At 42.1% G+C, this 15640-nt stretch carries 16 protein-coding genes; 4 read left to right on the forward strand and 12 right to left on the reverse strand.

The features are described 5' to 3' along the window. Nucleotides 1–60: 60 nt before the first annotated feature. Both CSV61_RS09970 and sda read right to left on the reverse strand, forming a co-directional pair. A complete protein-coding gene (locus tag CSV61_RS09970) occupies nt 61–999 on the reverse strand; it encodes a magnesium transporter CorA family protein (RefSeq protein ID WP_099639106.1) in 939 nt (312 codons plus the stop codon). A gap of 199 nt (nt 1000–1198) precedes the next feature. Continuing rightward, nucleotides 1199–1318, reverse strand: a complete 120-nt coding sequence (sda, locus tag CSV61_RS09975; RefSeq protein WP_099639107.1) for a sporulation histidine kinase inhibitor Sda — start codon at nt 1316–1318, stop codon at nt 1199–1201. Nucleotides 1319–1665: 347 nt separating this feature from the next. On the opposite strand from sda, the gene CSV61_RS09980 reads away from it, so the two are divergent. Next, nucleotides 1666–2970 carry an ATP-binding protein gene (locus tag CSV61_RS09980; RefSeq protein ID WP_099639108.1) on the forward strand — a complete coding sequence of 435 codons (1305 nt, stop codon included), beginning with the start codon at nt 1666–1668 and terminating at the stop codon, nt 2968–2970. Here CSV61_RS09980 and CSV61_RS16605 read toward each other — a convergent pair. Further along, on the reverse strand, nt 2945–3232 hold the full coding sequence (locus CSV61_RS16605; RefSeq protein WP_143561086.1) for a hypothetical protein: 288 nt from the start codon (nt 3230–3232) through the stop codon (nt 2945–2947). The two genes, CSV61_RS09980 and CSV61_RS16605, sit on opposite strands and share 26 nt — an antisense overlap. Nucleotides 3233–3356: 124 nt before the next feature. Between CSV61_RS16605 and CSV61_RS09985 the strand changes: the two genes are divergently transcribed. Further along, nucleotides 3357–4661 carry an ATP-binding protein gene (locus CSV61_RS09985; protein WP_099639109.1) on the forward strand — a complete coding sequence of 435 codons (1305 nt, stop codon included), beginning with the start codon at nt 3357–3359 and terminating at the stop codon, nt 4659–4661. Between the two features lie 92 nt (nt 4662–4753). Here CSV61_RS09985 and CSV61_RS09990 read toward each other — a convergent pair whose 3' ends face one another. From CSV61_RS09990 to CSV61_RS10015, 7 genes are all read right to left on the reverse strand, one after another. Then, complete coding sequence (locus CSV61_RS09990; protein ID WP_099639110.1) at nt 4754–5650, reverse strand: AEC family transporter; 897 nt, start codon at nt 5648–5650, stop codon at nt 4754–4756. 217 nt (nt 5651–5867) lie between these two features. Continuing rightward, nucleotides 5868–7337: a methyl-accepting chemotaxis protein gene (locus CSV61_RS09995; RefSeq protein ID WP_099639111.1), complete on the reverse strand. Its 1470-nt coding sequence runs from the start codon at nt 7335–7337 to the stop codon at nt 5868–5870. 175 nt (nt 7338–7512) lie between these two features. Continuing rightward, on the reverse strand, nt 7513–7644 hold the full coding sequence (locus CSV61_RS17205; RefSeq protein WP_255408186.1) for a hypothetical protein: 132 nt from the start codon (nt 7642–7644) through the stop codon (nt 7513–7515). Continuing rightward, nucleotides 7641–8111: a hypothetical protein gene (locus CSV61_RS10000; protein WP_099639112.1), complete on the reverse strand. Its 471-nt coding sequence runs from the start codon at nt 8109–8111 to the stop codon at nt 7641–7643. Before CSV61_RS10000 ends, CSV61_RS17205 begins: the two co-directional genes overlap by 4 nt. Next, nucleotides 8108–9388 carry a replicative DNA helicase gene (locus tag CSV61_RS10005; RefSeq protein ID WP_158233828.1) on the reverse strand — a complete coding sequence of 427 codons (1281 nt, stop codon included), beginning with the start codon at nt 9386–9388 and terminating at the stop codon, nt 8108–8110. The genes CSV61_RS10000 and CSV61_RS10005 overlap by 4 nt, the downstream gene beginning before the upstream one ends. Continuing rightward, entirely contained in the window at nt 9369–10175 is an 807-nt protein-coding gene (locus CSV61_RS10010; RefSeq protein WP_158233829.1) for a conserved phage C-terminal domain-containing protein, read from the reverse strand. Before CSV61_RS10010 ends, CSV61_RS10005 begins: the two co-directional genes overlap by 20 nt. Nucleotides 10176–10382: 207 nt before the next feature. Next, entirely contained in the window at nt 10383–11309 is a 927-nt protein-coding gene (locus CSV61_RS10015; protein ID WP_099639115.1) for a DMT family transporter, read from the reverse strand. Nucleotides 11310–11475: 166 nt separating this feature from the next. Here CSV61_RS10015 and CSV61_RS10020 point away from each other — a divergent pair, with 166 nt between their 5' ends. Both CSV61_RS10020 and rpoN read left to right on the forward strand, forming a co-directional pair. After that, entirely contained in the window at nt 11476–11901 is a 426-nt protein-coding gene (locus tag CSV61_RS10020; protein WP_099639116.1) for a DUF1284 domain-containing protein, read from the forward strand. A 117-nt stretch (nt 11902–12018) separates the two neighbouring features. Continuing rightward, nucleotides 12019–13293 carry an RNA polymerase factor sigma-54 gene (rpoN, locus tag CSV61_RS10025; protein ID WP_099639239.1) on the forward strand — a complete coding sequence of 425 codons (1275 nt, stop codon included), beginning with the start codon at nt 12019–12021 and terminating at the stop codon, nt 13291–13293. A gap of 377 nt (nt 13294–13670) precedes the next feature. Here rpoN and CSV61_RS10030 read toward each other — a convergent pair whose 3' ends face one another. Together CSV61_RS10030 and CSV61_RS10035 are read right to left on the reverse strand one after the other, a co-directional pair. Next, nucleotides 13671–14330: a GntR family transcriptional regulator gene (locus CSV61_RS10030; RefSeq protein ID WP_083034726.1), complete on the reverse strand. Its 660-nt coding sequence runs from the start codon at nt 14328–14330 to the stop codon at nt 13671–13673. A gap of 43 nt (nt 14331–14373) precedes the next feature. Then, on the reverse strand, nt 14374–15588 hold the full coding sequence (locus tag CSV61_RS10035; protein ID WP_099639117.1) for a diaminopropionate ammonia-lyase: 1215 nt from the start codon (nt 15586–15588) through the stop codon (nt 14374–14376). Nucleotides 15589–15640: the final 52 nt, after the last annotated feature.

The raw sequence follows: 15640 nt of genomic DNA on the forward strand, positions 1-15640 counted from the left end.
TTTTGGGATTGGCTGACTTCCACTTGGTTACTTGGAAGAGGTACCCGGCGATCCGCCACACTAGAAATTCTTATCTTTCGAGCTTTTCAATACGCTACCGATCCAGTTTTTCTTTTTTAAGTAGTAATATAAACTCCACGTAGAAAGAGCGATGACGAGGATGGCTCCCAAATAGCCGTATTTCCAATCGAGTTCGGGCATGAATTTGAAGTTCATTCCCCATAAGGCACCCCAAGCGGCTACTGGCGTGAAGAGCATGGTGATGACAGTCAGCGTTTTGACGATTTCGTTGCCTCGATGGGAGGAGATGATGGATTCGAGATCGATTAGCTGTCCTATTTCTTCGTTGTATTCGCGGATCGTCTGGTGGCATCGTCGGATACGCCGACAGGTCCGCTTGTAGAAATACCCTTCCAATACGTCGTCCCCGAATGCTTCCACTATCGCTTCCTGGATTTCCACGAACGGTATGATGAGGTTTTTCCACACTAGCACTTCATACCGATTATCCATGATTTGTTCAAAGACTGGTTCATCATTCTCTGCTTTGACGCTCCACAGTAAGTCATGCATCCGGTCCTCGAAGCCTTCAATTTTTCGTAGGAATACGCTCGTGATTTCTCCGATCAGCGCCATGAATCCTTCGATGGCATTTTCTGCTTGGTCCATGTATTTCAGCACTTGCTGTTCGGAAGTTCCTGTAAAAAATGATGTATCCATGCCGGATGTCAGAAGAAGATCTTTTGTAAGGAAATAATGAAGAATGGTCTTTTCACTGCGCACTTCGACATTTTGGGAGTAGACAACGCTGCCCCACATCGATTCTTTCCCTTCTTCACTCGCATCCATTTCCAGATTACTGCTTTTATGTTCAGCTAACGACATGGCCCAGCGTTTGCCGGCTAATGGAATATCCGGGAACACGTTCATTTTCTGTTGAGTGGTTGCGTCGATACGGACCCATGACCAATTCTCATACGCAACTACGGGATCCATCATCAGACTCCCCCCTTTTCTCTCTAACTTTCCTTATCGAGAAACAAATTAAACATTTGAGAACGGATGTCGTAGCTCTTTTCATTATGTAATCAAAGTAACGAGGGGCATGTTCTAGCAAGAATGCACTTCCCCTTTTTTATCTATAGAATTCCCCGTTCAGTAAGCTGTATATAATAGAGAACAAAAAACGCCCTAGCATCTATAAAATGCCACGGCGCCTAATTTCTTCTTCAAGTAGTTCAATAAATGCTTGATCTAATTCTATTTCTTCTGTGCGTTCATACACTTCGAGCAATGCTGTGTTGGTTAAGTTTCTCATAGAGCACCCGCTTTCTTCTAGTTGGATTGTATTTGTATGGTTATTTGCTAACTCTACCCTTTAGTAAAGCATTTAAAACATTTTTTTAAAAAAGTATGCATATTTTTTTACTGCATGGTATGCAATGGACAACTGGCATGCAGAGTGGATCTTTTCAGTTTGGGGTGCTTCACACAGAACGCTTTCGGCTGGAAGACAAATCAACCTATTCCACGAACTGTGTCTGCTATAGGTGTTTTTGTGAAATGCAGTAAATGTACTAAAGGTGGTAACGTTCTGTCTCCTTTACAGCATATAAAATGCTATGATATAATTTATTATTCTTACAATTCGGAGGAGTTTTGAAAATGAGGCTTACGAAGGGTATTGAATCTTCACCCGTCGGCCATGTGGTGTATACATACACCGACATCGACAAATATATAGAACACGCCACTTCCTATGTAGCTGAAGGACTGGATGAAAATCATGTCGTGCTGTATGTGGATCGACTAGAAAATTTTACTATCATTAAAGAAAATCTTAGAAATATGGGCTTTTCGAAAAATCAAATAGATCGTATTCATTTTATCGATACCAACGTAGCCTATAACACACATGAAGATTTCAATGCCGAGACTATTGTAAAGGTTGCAAGTGAAACAATTAATTTCCATGCCAAGGAAGGGAGTACAATCCGCGGATGGGGCTTGATGACCTGGCGACCTCAAAATATTAAAACGTTAACTCCTTCTATCGTTATACATGAAAAAAATTTTGATGACCTTTTCTCTAAAATAGCGAATATCACAGCGAATTACATTCAAGTATGCGCTTATGATAGTGTATCTTTGACGGGTTCACTTCTAATTGAACTCCTGCGAACCCATGAATACCATATGACAGATACGAATTTCTCGCCTTCACATGTATATAAAAAAGAGCCCGTGCGTTTTACAGGATTATCTGAACAGCTACAGTTTGAAAAAGAATTACGCAGCCATGATACGCGTAGAGACAAGCTAGATATGACCGGCAAATTGGCATCGATTATTGCGCACGAACTTCGTAGCTCTCTTACTGTCGTGCAAGGCCGTTTACAATTGTTTGATCTCACTAGTGGTGGCTATAGCGAGGCAAGTCAAGCACATCTCGACGGCCTCCAAAAAGGATTACAAGAAATAGAACAAACCGCCTCTCAGTTTTTGTCTCTAGCGGAATCACATGTAGAAAATCAAAAAGCACTCAATATCTCAGAGTTAGTTGAACAGGTTACCATGCAGATGAAAGCAACTATAGACATGGCAGGTATTGATATACATGTACATTCGGATCACCACGAGATGATGATTTTCGGCGATGAACTGAAAATAAAGCAAGTATTTATTAACATAGTCAAGAATGCTATTGAAGCTATGGAAACCGGAACGATCACACTTGTAGTGAAAGACGAACAGGATCACGTGATCATTGAAGTTTCCGACAACGGTCCGGGCATACCTGATAACATCTTACGTCAAATAGGCGATCCTTTTATGTCTTCAAAAGAAGATGGTACTGGGTTAGGATTGTTAATCAGTGAAAAAATCGTTAAAGAGCATAACGGAAGCTTATTACTCCATACGTTGATTGGTAAAGGGACGACCTTTACAGTAAGTTTGCCAAAACTATAACTGCATTTGTTCGTAACGTTGAACTACTTCCGCTTTCACTACTTGTAGGAATTATACGAAATGGTGACCAGCTCATATCGCTGACAACCTTAGCCAATTTGTGGTCTTTCAACAGGTTGATTCCGTGCAAGTTCTCCATCCCGATGACTCTGTTTGATAGTTTGTGTAAGTAATCTTTCCTCTTATTGGCAATCATTTCTTGGATACGTGTGATCGCAATTCGTTGTTTCTGATGATTTTTCGCATCATTAGAATATTCCATTTACAAGCGGTCTAAAAAGACACAATAAATGCATCAAAAGTCACAACATTCAGGCTTCCTTATAACAAATAAAATGATATGATATAAATTACTATTCTTTTTATTCAGAGGGGGGGCGTTGAAAATGGGACTTACTAAGGGCTTAGAATCATTACTCGTCGGCCATGTTCTATATACTTACACAGATAGTAACCAGTATATAGAACATGCTACCTCCTATGTAGCGGGAGGGCTGGATAAAAGTCACACTATTTTATATGTAGATCAGCCGCAGAATTTTGTCTCCGTTAAAGAAAACCTTAAAAATGCGGGTTATACGGAAGAGCAATTGGATAATATTTACTTCGTTGATACCGACATAGCATATAGAACGCACGAAAGTTTTGATCCCGCAGCTATTTTACAGGATGCAAATGACTTCTTTGCTCCTCATGTGAAAGAAGGTAATATGATTCGTGGATGGGGGTTGGTGACGTGGAGGCCTCAAAGTAAAAAAACAATCATTCCTTCTATAGCCATACATGAACAAAATTTTGACGACTTTTTCTCTAAAGTCGCGAGTATCACGAGTAATTATATCAACGTATGCGCTTATGATAGTGTATCTTTATCCGGTTCGCTTTTAATCGAACTTCTACAAACCCATGAATACCATATGACGGATACGGATTTCTCGCCTTCACATTTATATAAAAAAGAACCCATTCATTTTACAGGGATATCCAAACAACTGCAGTTTGAAAGTGAACTACGAAACCATGATTCACGTAGAGATAAATTAGACATCACGGGAAAATTGGCGACTATCATTGCGCACGAACTTCGTAACTCTCTTACTGTTGTACAAGGTCGATTACAATTATTGGATTTAACGAATTGCAATCGTAGTGAAACAAGTCAAACACAACTTGACGGGATTCAATCCGGATTAAATGAAATAGAACAAACGGCATCTAAGTTTTTATCCTTAGCCGAAACACATGTAGTCAATCAAAAGGTGATCCATATTTCGGAGTTAATCGAAATGGTTAAGGTTCAGATGGAAGCCGGTATGGACACGAATGCCATTGAGATCCATGTTCACTCCGATAACCACGAGATGACGATGTTCGGTGATGAACTGAAAATCAGGCATGTATTCAATAATTTAATCAAAAATGCAATCGAAGCGATGGAAACCGGTACCATCACGCTTCATGTGAAAGACGATTATGATCACATTACTATTGATGTGTCCGATACGGGTCCAGGGATCCCTGATGAAATTTTACGTCAAATAGGCGATCCCTTCATTTCATCAAAAGTAGATGGAACAGGGTTAGGGCTATTGATCTGTGAAAAAATCATTCGAGATCATAATGGAAACTTCGGATTACACACTGAGATTGGTAAAGGGACGACCTTTACAGTTAGTTTGCCAAAATCCTAACGAGGATCGCAACGAAAAAGAAGCTGAAGCCATTTTGGGCTCCAACTTCTTTTTATTTTGTGATTTTCTGAATCTGTCTACAGCTAATTCATTCAAATAAGGACATTCAATAAAACACTTAACGAAATCACACTTAGTAGCGTAGAAATCAACGTAATCATCGACACGAGCTCTGGCTCGGTATCAAATTCAATCGCATACATAGTCGTCGTGGCCGCTGTAGGCATTGCTGAAATGATGATGAGGACAGTCCCTACTAGAGGATCCATTCCTACGAATAGCACGAAAACAAACGCCAATATAGGGGCTATGACCATTTTCAGCACTACGCCTGAGATGACTACTTGCCAATTGGGTTTCTTCCGAATGACGGATCCTAGTTGCATCCCTAGCATGATCATCATGACAGGGATCGCGGCATCCCCAACCATGGACGTCGTCGACATGATCGATTCCGGTACTGTGATGTGAAAATACTGGAAAGCGAACGCGAAAATTGCCGCGTAGGTCGTCGGCATTTTAAAGACCATTTTTATGGATCGACCGATGCCACTCGTACTGCGTGACGCATAGTAGACACCGAAGAAGTTGTTTTGCAGAGATTGTATGACCATGATGAAGATGGCATAAGGTAGCGCTTTTTCTCCTAAACTAAATAACACGACCGGCAAACCGTAGTTTCCCGAGTTCATGAAACCTGTGGCTAGTATGGAGGCACTTTCTATTTTTTTATCCCATTTAAAGATTTTCGCGATCACTTTGTTCAGTAACACCATGGCGTAAAAAAGAGCGAACATATAAATCAGGATAGTCATATAGCTGGCATCAAAGTCTGCTGTATATAAAGACGTAAAGACAAGAGCCGGCGTGAGTATGTAAATTGATAGCGACGAAATGGATTTTATGTGTAGACCTTTGGCTCGTTGTAATATGAATCCTACTATGAATACGGAAATAATCGGTAAAATAACCGTGAAAAATAATCCCATTTATACACCTCTACCCATTCAATCATTTTCAGTACGTGGCTTTGCTGCACTGCAAAGCCCCCTATAGATTCCATACTAATCGTAATTGTGTAGATTGTCTCTATATATGAGATATTACTTGTACTACCTATACAAAACGCAAAAGAAGTTACCGTTTTGTCGGGGTAACTTCTTTTGCGTTTTGGGTTGATGTGCAACTGGCAGACTACCAAATATATTACGTTCTACGAATAGCAATGGCTTCATCATGTGTTTCACTAATATATTTCGCCATTCCTTCTTGCTCCCCTGCCAATTCCGTCAGCGTGGCATTTAATTCTTCTACTGCCGCTGTACTCTGCTGCACTACGGCGGCAAATTCTACTGTGCGTTCGCGAATTGTCAGTGTGCGTCCTGTCATGATCTCAAATTCACGGATAAATGTAGCTAACTCATGTTGCAATGCAGACATGACTTCATGCAACATGCCAAAGGATGCGCTGGATTCATCCGCCACATGATTTTGCATCGTCAACTGCTTCAAGCCTTCTTCTAATTTTCCAACCGCAACCGTATTCGTACTATTTAACTCCACTAAATTCGTGTCGATTTTCTGAAGTGTCTCATCCGTCAATCTAGCCAGTTTACGAATTTCATCCGCCACGACCGCAAAGCCTTTACCGTGTTCGCCTGCACGCGCGGCTTCAATCGACGCATTTAACGCCAATAAATTCGTTTGCTCCGTAATTTGTTTAATCGAACTAGCAAATGCATTCGTCTCGTTAATTTTACTAGACAGAACACCGAATGTATCATTCAAATCGGTAAAGAATTCGGCGAATGTATCGAGACTCTCCTTCAATCGAGTCATTTGTGCAGTGCCTGTCTCCGCCTTACTCCCCGCATCGTTTGTTCTGTCCCCTAATTCACCAAGCCCTGCCGCAATCTCTTGAATTGCTTCATGTGTCTGTTCTGCATTTTCTGCAATCTCCGCAATATGATCGGCCTGGTGTTGGCTGCCTGAACTCACTTCATTGACCGCCTCTAGCATTTCACGCTGAGAAGTAGTAGACCTAGCTGCATTTGTCTGAATAAACGCTAGGTTAGACGTGATTTTCGTCACGGCCACATCCAACTCCTCAAACAGCACTTGCTCTTCTTCGGCTTTTTGCGACGTCAGGGCCAGAAGCTCTTCTACATGTTGAAAGACCCGATCATTCTGTCTGACCAATAAAAACAAACATAGGGCTGTAAGAAAGTGAAGAAGCAGTAAATTGGAACCGCTTCCACTTACGACCTCCGGCGATACGAAATATGTATTGTTCACAAGCAGTGCAAATAAACTCAGTGCGTAAGCAAATCCAATGATACGCATTTTCCCATGAACCGCACCTAACACTAAGACCAGATAGATCACGCCAATCGTCCCTAAGTTAGCACTCGAGAACAGAATTAGACTCATCGAAATGCTGAACGTTAAAAAGACTAAAATGTACGGAAGTTGTTTCGCGATGAAAGTAGACGCATTCATAAATAAGTAAACTAAGATGGCCGCGACGAACGGAATAGCGACGGAAGTAATAATAACGGCGGATGACTGAAGAATGATTTGAGCCAGGAGCCCAAGTCCCGCAACCAGCCCAAAACTGAGCGCCATAATTTTGTTTTTGTTCATCCAATCGGTGTGTTTTAGTTCTTCTATTTTCATCTTTCATTCTCCTTTGGTGGCAATGGCCTAGGAGGGTTATGGAATACCCTTATGTATAAGGTATCATGCTGAATTTTCTAAATATATAGGTAATTTTATTCAATTATATTTATATAGTATTTTAGTAGAGGAGTTAGTAGGAATTTAATCGTTCCCAAAGTGTAGTGGATTTCATTCACCATACACCTATACATCTTTCGTACGTTGCTTCCAACTCGTCGTCCCCCATTTTCTCTACATAATGCATCGAATAATTCGAGCGCAAGCAAATGACCAAGATCAGCACGCCGCGTTGTTCCTCTGTCATGCCCCCACCTCCGCCCGATACAACACACGCTCACCTGCTTTTGCGTGGCCCACATACGCTGGGTAGGCAATGATCTCTTTCTTATGCTCATACAGGCATTCTTCAGCACCGGTTTCCGCAAACGTCATGTAGTGGATCATCAGTCGATCGGCTCGTGTGATGTTGCGTTGAGGTCCTCGGAATAATTTTTCATGTAGTCGATAGGCATCGAGTGAATGCTCTGCCAGATAAAAGGCGTACCAATGATCGGGCTCGTCCATAACAAATAATTTTACTTTGCCGATATTCAAGTCGTTATTCTCCATCATTCGCTTAACTTCCGCTTCATCGAATTCGATGGTTTGTAGTTTTTTACTGTCGTCATCGAATGTAACGTGGTCTTTCAGTAAGGCCCAATGAATGCTGTGGGCCAAGTGTGATAAGTCCATTTCTAACGCGTAGTCGAACATGTCTTGAACAGTGATCATGTGTTTTCTCCCCTTTTGTAGAAGTCTTTATCGAAATCATAGATCTTACCGGTTTCTTTGCTGTAGATGGTCGTGACCGTGCCGGTCGGTCCATTGCGGTGTTTGGCAATTTCGATTTCCATTATATTCGTCGGTTCATTCTCTCTGTCGTAATAATCTTCACGATGGAGAAGCGCGATGACATCGGCGTCTTGTTCTATATTTCCTGAGTCGCGCAAGTCGCTCATGACGGGATGTTTGTCGTACCGTGTTTCAGACGCTCTGGATAGCTGCGATAAGACGACGATGGGGCAGTCGAATTCTTTTGCCATCGCTTTTAATTCATTGCTGATTTGTCCGATGGCTACGGTTTGATTGATGATTTTGCCTTCAGGACGGATGATTTGTAAATAGTCGATGAATAGGATCGGTCGTTTTGTCGGATTCGTTTTGATAATATATCGAGCTTTTGCTTTAATTTCTCTGACGGATAGACTGCAATGGTCGTGAATGTGAATGCCTCCGTTGTCCAAATAGTTCAGTGTGGGTGTCCACCGTTCTTTTTGTGGTTCGGTGAAATACTCATACGGATCGCGCATTCGTAAGCGATTGTATTCGCCTGTCGAAGCGATCATCCGGTCGATCATCGTTTTACGATTCATTTCAAGCGAGAAAACGATCGGTATATGTCCATCCTTGCTAGCTTGCAGTGCGAAGTGATTGAGCACGTCCGTCTTTCCCATGGATGGCCGAGCCGCGACGACGATGTACTCACTGTCTTGGAAACCGTTCAGAAGTTTGTCCAAATCGCTAAGTCCTGTCGAGATGCCAGGCTCTGTTAGATCCGGCCTGAACGGTCTTTCATATTGCGTGAGTAGATAGTCATTTAGTAAAGTCGCCTCTCTACCGCTATTTAGATCCTCCAATTCTTCTAAGGCATGCACGATGTCTTCCGTGCTCCAATCATGCTCGATTGCTTGCTGCAATACCCGTGCCGTTTCTTGCTTTTTCCATCGATCGATGATCATCTCTTCGTATTCATCAAAACGTACGACATTCGCAAATCGTTTGAGCCCGTAGACGTAATTGGCCCCGCCTAGTTCACTCGGTTCTCTCCTCGTCAGCACGGTAATATAGTCTACCGGCTTCCCTTCTTGCGCCAATTCCCGCATGACCGTGTAAATCGTTTGATGGACACGGCCTTGGAAAAATGGTGCTTGCATGTGGCTATCGAGAATCAAATAATTTTCTTCAAACATCGCACCTAGTAAACTTTGTTCAGCAAGTTCGTAACTCATATGCATTCTCTCCTTTTTCAAAATCTAATGTGGGTGATCCATAGGCTTTCAATACCGTGGATCGGGATATGTCAGCTGGGGCTTCATTCAAATAGTTTTCGAATTTCTCTGCTTTAAACAATGTCGATGGTTGTAAGTAGTGACGAAATTGTGGGTGATGGAGCCATTGTGCCGCTTTCGTATCGATTACTAGTTTGAAATCGTTCAATGTGTACCCTTCTTCGATCCGTTCATGGAGAAGGTCCATCGTCGTGTTCGCGTTATGCTTGAATCGCTTGGACGCTTTTTGGTTTAAATACTCAATGACAGAAGAAATAATGGCGAGATCTTTCTCGCTATATCTTTTTTTCTTTGTAGTCTGTTTAAGTTCTTTGGTTATTGCTGGTAGCATTATGTTCTCCTCAGACAGACGTTTTTGTTCGACTGTATCGACCGTTTCCGTCTGCTCGAAAGGTACAAATTCGCCGCACGTCTGTGACAGCTTTTCATAATCAATCCGATACCATTTCGTGCGATCCATTGGCATTTTATTGTATGCGGACGTAATGATCAGTTGGTCTGTTTCCAGTTTCTTCACTAGCCTCTTCACTCCATGCATCTTCCAACACGGGAATTCACGCGTCCACTCTTCGTACGTGTTATACACCCATCGATGGCCTCCTTTGATGTTTTTAGATATTTGCAATCGGTAATGCAATTGCTGTAGAAACAGCGCTTCGTTTGTACCTACTATGGCAGCAAACTGTGGTGAAAATGGGATTTTGATCTGTTGGTTATTTTGTTTCATTATTTTGCGCCTCCTGTTTAGTTGGTTGATGATTTGTTCTTTCATTAGTCATATAGAAGAATTATTCAAAAAGGATACTATTTTTTAAAATTTATTTTTTATTTGTTTAAATTAGCGTACAAAAAAAGAAGTTACGGCTCGTATTTTGAGCTGTAACTTCTTTAGTTATTCCGCTTATTGTCTACTGACCAAAGACAGTATATATGTTCATTCTTGCCCAACAGGCGGTACTGGTTTATTCCGACTCCTGATCAACATCTCCAAAGACCCCGAACCTAAGATGACGCCGGCCACAATAAATATCAAACCGATAAAATGAGCAGGATAAATGGATTCCCCTAAAAATATACTCGCGCCTATGAGTGCAAAAAATGTATTAAAGTTCAAAAAGATCGAAGCGCGTGCGGCACCGATTGTTTGAATAGCCGAGTTATAGGCCATGTGACCCACAGCAGTCGCAATCAAGGCCGAAAATATAAATACGCCCCAGACAGTAGATGTCCCTTTACTGAATTCCGCAAAGCCGCCTGGTTCCTTTATCAGTGCGACGATGACTAAAATGACGGAACCGACCAACATCATATAGCCTGTCAGTAACCGCGCATCCATTGTTTTAGAAGCTTTTTTGATCAGCATAAAACTAATGGCTTGCGACAAGATCGACAAGAAGATTTCTACATCTCCGAATGAAGTTTTGCCTAATGTTCCACTGCCGCCAAGCACGACGATACTGACCCCTATCCCCCCGAACAGAAAGCCCAAAGCACGTACGCCTGTGATTTTTTCTTTTAAAATGAACACAGCTAACGTGGCAGTCAATAATGGTCCAAGTCCTAAAATGAGCCCTCCGTTAGCAGCACTCGTTCTCGATAGTCCTTCCGCCAGAAAATAATGATGCATCACGACATTGGTCGCGGCGCCCCCGACGATATATATCCACTCCCTATTTCTAGGCAAACGGATTTTCTTCAAAAAAAATAAGATTACAAACACTAAAATAGCAGCGGACATAATGCGCATCGACGTCATCGTAATGGGATCGAAATACGTCACGAGATATTTGAGGGCAGAAACGTTAATTCCCCATGTGAACATGACGAGTACCAATGTGATAATTACTTTTAGATCTTTCATAGTTCATTAGCCCTCATTTCAGAATATTTCCGTATTGGCTAATTATAGAAGGTATACCCATAAAGTCAATGACACGCCATTCGCACTTCCCTCTCGCCCCCTGTTATGTGTATACTAATTAATAAAATTGGTTAACTAATCTATTCTGTAGAAAAGGTGGGTTTCTATGATCAAACTACGCGGGCACCATATCTTTTGTTTGCTAGGGTACCGGGGGATGGGCTATTCAGAAGAGTACACGGAAAATATGACGAAAATCCATGATGTGTTACGAGAGCGGCCGGATACGTTGATTCAGATCATGAACGGACCCGATTATTTATGCGCAAAGTTTCCCGAAGGCCAACCGTATCATTGTCAGGATGACGGGATTTACGTACGTGATATGGTCATTTTACGTAAGCTCGGATTGAAAGTCAGTGATGTACTCCCTTGGCGTGAGGTCGAGAGAAGGATTCGACTACATGTCGTGCCGGATGATATTGTTGTAGTGTGCGAGACATGCTCGTGGCGATCGTATGGGTTTTGCCAGGAAGGGGTCGACGACGTGGTGGAGTCGAGAGGATTGCGGGAAGTTCTTCAGGAAAAATAAACTCCTCCGAACCGTAGTTCGAGTCGAAAGAGCGTGGTATGATAAGTACATATAAATGAAAGCGCATTCATACACTTTCATCATGTACTTTATGTGAAGGAGGAGTCTCCGGTGAATATGTCTCTCCAGCAAAAACAGGAACTCAGTTTACGCATGACGACTGAACTCCGTCAAGCGATTGAGCTACTTCAATTATCGACGTGTGACTTAGAGCTATATATACGAGAACAAGAGTTAGAGAATCCTGTGATTGAGATACAGGAAGCGGAAAGAACGGATTCATTCCAAGAACGGCAGTCTAAAAACTACTCAAGTCAGGACACGAATTCAGCGGAATGGGTGAAGCAGCAAGAAATCAGTACGCGTGACCAAATGCTTCGACAAGTCGAAATCGATTTCAAGGACCCTAAGACGAAGCAATTACTGAAGACGTTGATTCATAGTTTGGATGATAACGGCTATTTATGTGCCGAAATGCAATCTGTAGACAATGTAGACGCAGGTATTGAATTATTGCAGCAAATCGGTCCGCCGGGCATAGGTTCTCGGACTTTGCAGGAGTGCTTGCTGCTACAAGTGAGAAGTTGCGGAGAATGCCCCGAATTAATGGAAACGTTCATATCGGAGTATTTGCCTTACGTGGCCGAACGTAAATGGCAACAGATTGCGAAAGGAATGAATATTACGCTGGCACACGTAAACGAACTGCATGAATTCCTGTTGACGCTGCACCCTAGACCTTGTCCAGAGCTCGGTGACAGTGAAACGGAATTCATGATGCCTGACGTCATTGTAGAGGAAAAGCACGGGAAGTTATCGTTTCATTTGAACGACCGGGATCTTCCGAAAGTTGGACTGCGCGAAGAGTATACATCTTCTCTCAAAGGGACATCCGAACTGTCTTCCTATTTGCGCGACTATCATAAACAAGCGCAATGGTTACTAACGAGTATTGAACAGCGACGTAACACAATTATTCGCATTGTAACGGACCTTCTCGAACAGCAGGATGCATTTTTTCGCCAAGGAAAGAAAGCTTTGCAGCCCATGACGATGAAAGAAGTGGCTGATCGCATCGAAATGCACGAGTCGACCATTAGCCGTACCGTTTCCAATAAAGTGATCCAAACTCCTGCTGGCACGTTCGACATGCGCTCTTTATTCACATCTAAGCTAGCTGCACAAGATGGCGACAGCGTGTCCCAATCCGCTGTGAAAACCTCGATCCAGTCACTGATTGCGAAAGAGGATAAACGAAAGCCCTTATCCGACCAAAAGATTGTGGATTTGCTTTTGAAAGAACAAGGGATCACTATCTCGCGTAGGACGGTCAGTAAGTATCGGGATGAACTTCACATTCTGTCGTCTAGTAAACGGAGGTCGATTTTGTAGACTGTGCATTCTATGTGCATGTTATTTCCTAGGCATCTGCTTTATTACGTGCAAGGATCCTATCCCATTTTAGGATCAGCTTCTCTCGCAACGTTTTTGGGATACGCCAATGAAGGGATCTTTCCGCGTTCCATTTCAACGCACCTTCTTCTATCCCTATAATATGGAGCGCCTTGTTCGTGCTATGTGTATTCATATGAAATTCTCAATATTTATTTGATAGGTTATATGTTGTTTATCGTAAATCCGCCTGTGTTTTTCAGGGTTTGCTGTCAGTAAAAAGCCGCCCGACTAGTCCTTTATAGGCTAGTTAGGCGGCTTCTCTGTTTAAACTATGCGTTAATAAGTTTCAGCTACTTTAAAACAGATTTAAATCGTTAAACTGTGTTAACTTCAATGATTCTTGCTAGGCTATTTTTCCAGTTAGCTTCGATTGCATCTAGGATTTTCTTTAGATCTTTGTTTTTTAGTGCTTCGATTATTGCTTTATGTTCATCAATAGATTTCTCGCCATTAGATACCTGGCCAAAATAGTGAACTTCTAAACGTTGCACTTTGATTTTCAAGTTGATTAATAAGTTGATTAACTCTGGATTATTGGACATGCTGACAAGTTTCTGATGGAATTCATTATCAATTTGGAATGCCGCTACTTTATCATCTGACTGCAACTTGTCTATAAAGTGGTTATTCAGTTCTTCCATTTCCTGAATGACTTCACTTGAAATTTGTTGAAATGCTTGTTCAGCCGCAAGGCGTTCCAATGTAGCAACGATTGGATAAACATTCGCAGCCTCTTGGTAATCCACTTGCGAAACCGAAGTGGATCGGTTGGCCTTCGTCACGACTAGCCCGTCTCGTTCCAATCTTAGAAGTGCCTCGCGTATAGGCGTCCGACTAATCCCCAGTAAGTCGGACAACTCTTGATCCCTCAATATAGCTCCAGGAGCAAGTTTGCCTATAATAATCCAATTCTGAAGAATCTCATACGCCTCATCCCTCATGAATATTCGTTTTATCCTTACATTACTATCCATATCGTGTCATTCCTCCCTGCTAGGATCCATTATACCCTTATGGTCAGCTAGGTGTAGGGTAATGACCACCCCAGATGATATTTTCAAAACCTTCTGGATCCGTGTTCCCTTCCGTATTAAAAACTAGGACAACAGATTCTTCATTCAACTGCAGTGCGTCTCTCATCTTTTTACCATCCGCACAATTCAACAGGGACAATAATCCGACAGCATTGGCTGCACCTGACTCTCCAGATATAATTCTTTGATCATCACCAAGTGGACTTGATAGTACGCGCATCCCTCTAGCCGATACATAATCCGGTAACGTGATGTAAGCATCTGTAACAGATTGCAACGTTTTCCACGCCTCTGTATTCGGCTCTCCTACTGATAATCCCGCCATAATGGTTTCGAGATCCCCGCTTACTGTAGTATAACTGCCTTTACGTACAGATTCAAAATAACATGCCGCATTTTCAGGCTCTAAGATCGTCATATGTGGCTTGTTTTCTTTATACGCATCGGTGAAGTAGCCTGCAATACCAAAGGCGAAGGACCCCGCTCCTGCTTGTGTCATGATGTGCGTCGGAGCGGTAGTACCGTCTTCAAGCATCTGCTCTCTTGCTTCATGTGCAATTAGCATGTATCCTTCTGAGATCCAATTTGGAATTTCGATGTAGTCATCCCACGCTTGGTCTTGCACGTGATACCAATTATTCTCATTGGATATTTTCTCCACTTGCCGTAAAGTATCATCGTAATTCACGTCTGTAACGTGAACAGTTCCACCGAGTGATTCAATAGCTTCTACACGTGACGCTACTGTATTTTTCGGCATATAGATTACGCATTTGCACCCTAATTTCTTCGCCATCCATGCAATACCTTTTCCGTGATTACCATCTGTAGCCGAAATAAAAACAAAGTCTTTAATTTTTTCATGTACATCACTTGATAGCAGATAGTCAAAGTCTATTTCATTGAGATCAACTTTTAATTCATCGCATAGAATCTTTGAGATGCCATATAATCCACCAATCACTTTAAACGCGTTCAGTCCCATTCGATTCGACTCGTCTTTAACATATACTTTTTTGATTCCAAGACGTTCTGCCAAATTATCCAGTGATACTAAAGAAGAAGGTAGATATTCTTCCACTGTACGGAAAAATCTGCTGACTTCTTCCGCAGTTTGCACCGTCAGAAAATCATTTTGATTGGTGCCGTCGCCTGTTCCATTAATCATCTTACACTCTTTAAGTTCAATAATATTCATTGTCCTAATCTCCCTTATAGATAGTTAGTGAAATTGCATAATATAGTAGCCT

Source organism: Sporosarcina sp. P3 (genome assembly GCF_002743415.1).
Taxonomy (GTDB): Bacteria; Bacillota; Bacilli; order Bacillales_A; family Planococcaceae; genus Sporosarcina; species Sporosarcina ureae_A.

Coding starts and splice junctions, on each gene's coding strand:
- rpoN (WP_099639239.1), top strand. CDS start 12,019: ATGTCTCTCCAGCAAAAACAGGAACTCAGTTTACGCATGACGACTGAA.
- CSV61_RS09990 (WP_099639110.1), bottom strand. CDS start 5,650: ATGGGATTATTTTTCACGGTTATTTTACCGATTATTTCCGTATTCATA.
- CSV61_RS10010 (WP_158233829.1), bottom strand. CDS start 10,175: ATGAAACAAAATAACCAACAGATCAAAATCCCATTTTCACCACAGTTT.
- CSV61_RS09995 (WP_099639111.1), bottom strand. CDS start 7,337: ATGAAAATAGAAGAACTAAAACACACCGATTGGATGAACAAAAACAAA.
- CSV61_RS09970 (WP_099639106.1), bottom strand. CDS start 999: ATGATGGATCCCGTAGTTGCGTATGAGAATTGGTCATGGGTCCGTATC.
- CSV61_RS09985 (WP_099639109.1), top strand. CDS start 3,357: ATGGGACTTACTAAGGGCTTAGAATCATTACTCGTCGGCCATGTTCTA.
- CSV61_RS10015 (WP_099639115.1), bottom strand. CDS start 11,309: ATGAAAGATCTAAAAGTAATTATCACATTGGTACTCGTCATGTTCACA.
- CSV61_RS17205 (WP_255408186.1), bottom strand. CDS start 7,644: ATGACAGAGGAACAACGCGGCGTGCTGATCTTGGTCATTTGCTTGCGC.
- sda (WP_099639107.1), bottom strand. CDS start 1,318: ATGAGAAACTTAACCAACACAGCATTGCTCGAAGTGTATGAACGCACA.
- CSV61_RS09980 (WP_099639108.1), top strand. CDS start 1,666: ATGAGGCTTACGAAGGGTATTGAATCTTCACCCGTCGGCCATGTGGTG.
- CSV61_RS10020 (WP_099639116.1), top strand. CDS start 11,476: ATGATCAAACTACGCGGGCACCATATCTTTTGTTTGCTAGGGTACCGG.
- CSV61_RS10035 (WP_099639117.1), bottom strand. CDS start 15,588: ATGAATATTATTGAACTTAAAGAGTGTAAGATGATTAATGGAACAGGC.
- CSV61_RS16605 (WP_143561086.1), bottom strand. CDS start 3,232: ATGGAATATTCTAATGATGCGAAAAATCATCAGAAACAACGAATTGCG.
- CSV61_RS10030 (WP_083034726.1), bottom strand. CDS start 14,330: ATGGATAGTAATGTAAGGATAAAACGAATATTCATGAGGGATGAGGCG.
- CSV61_RS10005 (WP_158233828.1), bottom strand. CDS start 9,388: ATGAGTTACGAACTTGCTGAACAAAGTTTACTAGGTGCGATGTTTGAA.
- CSV61_RS10000 (WP_099639112.1), bottom strand. CDS start 8,111: ATGATCACTGTTCAAGACATGTTCGACTACGCGTTAGAAATGGACTTA.